Origin of the sequence: Bacteroides sp. OF04-15BH (genome assembly GCF_003477995.1) — a bacterium.
Lineage (GTDB): Bacteria > Bacteroidota > Bacteroidia > Bacteroidales > Bacteroidaceae > Paraprevotella.
The window spans coordinates 1-1,037 of the sequence record NZ_QUEM01000102.1 but is presented as its reverse complement, the minus strand read 5'-3'; the positions used below and the strand labels follow the sequence as shown (position 1 = coordinate 1,037).

Annotated in this window: 1 pseudogene; it reads left to right on the top strand. The window is 40.9% G+C overall.

Features of this window, described 5'->3' with window-relative positions:
- Positions 1-46: 46 nt before the first annotated feature.
- Positions 47-1,023: pseudogene (locus tag DXA74_RS16015) on the top strand (IS982 family transposase).
- Positions 1,024-1,037: the final 14 nt, after the last annotated feature.

Below are 1,037 nucleotides of genomic sequence, written 5' to 3'. Positions count from 1 at the left end.
ACCTGTTGGCGGAATTAAAAAACCGCCTGAAAATTAGTATATTTTTATGGAGAAAAAGTTGTGCATCTCGTTGATTTTTAGTAACTTTGTAGTGTCCAATTATAAAGTTATATATTTCACGCTATGCACAACTTGTATGCAAATTTCGTAAAAATTCTTGAGATATGCAAGGATTTCTCCAAAAATTTAGTTAATGAGCTAGGAAATATTCCTCGCCCTGGAGTCGTACCACGTTTTTCAGACCTCGAAGTTGTTGCTTTGAGCTTGACAGCCGAGCATCTTAGCATCGACAGTGAAAACAACTTGTTCGATAGGCTGAAGGAGTATAAGGCAGATATGCCAAATCTGATTTCCCGACGCCAGTTCAATGACAGGCGAAAGTTCACTGCGGAACTATGTGAGAAGATTCGTAAGCGCATAGCGTCAAAGATGGATGGTGCAGAAGAATATTTCTGCATAGATTCCAAACCAATAGAGGTGTGTCGCTTGTCCAGAGGCTTGCGTTGCAAGATGAAAGGAACAGACGTAACAAACTCTCCTGCATTTGGCTATTGCGCTACTCAGAAGATATACTACTTTGGGTATAAGCTCCACGCTGTCTGTGGGTTAAGTGGAGTTATCCACTCGTATGACCTGAGTCCAGCTAATGTTCATGACATTCATTTTCTTAAAGATGTAAAGTTTCAATTCTATGACTGTTGCATCCTTGGCGATCGTGCTTACCTCAGTGCGGAACTACAGCAAGACTTGTTTTCTTCTGTAGGCATCAAGTTGGAAGTTCCATATCGCTTGAACATGAAGAATTGGCGGCCAACATTTAAGCCTTATGCTAAGGCGAGGAAGAGAATCGAGACAAATTTCTCTCAACTTTGTGATCACTTCATGCTCTTCCGAAACTATGCTAAGCAAACACCAGGACTGTTTACCCGAATCATCGGGAAAATTAGCGCATTTACAGTCTTGCAATATATTAATTATGTAAACAACAGACCGATTGGCAGGGTTAAGTATGCGCTAAATTAATTCCGCCAACGGGT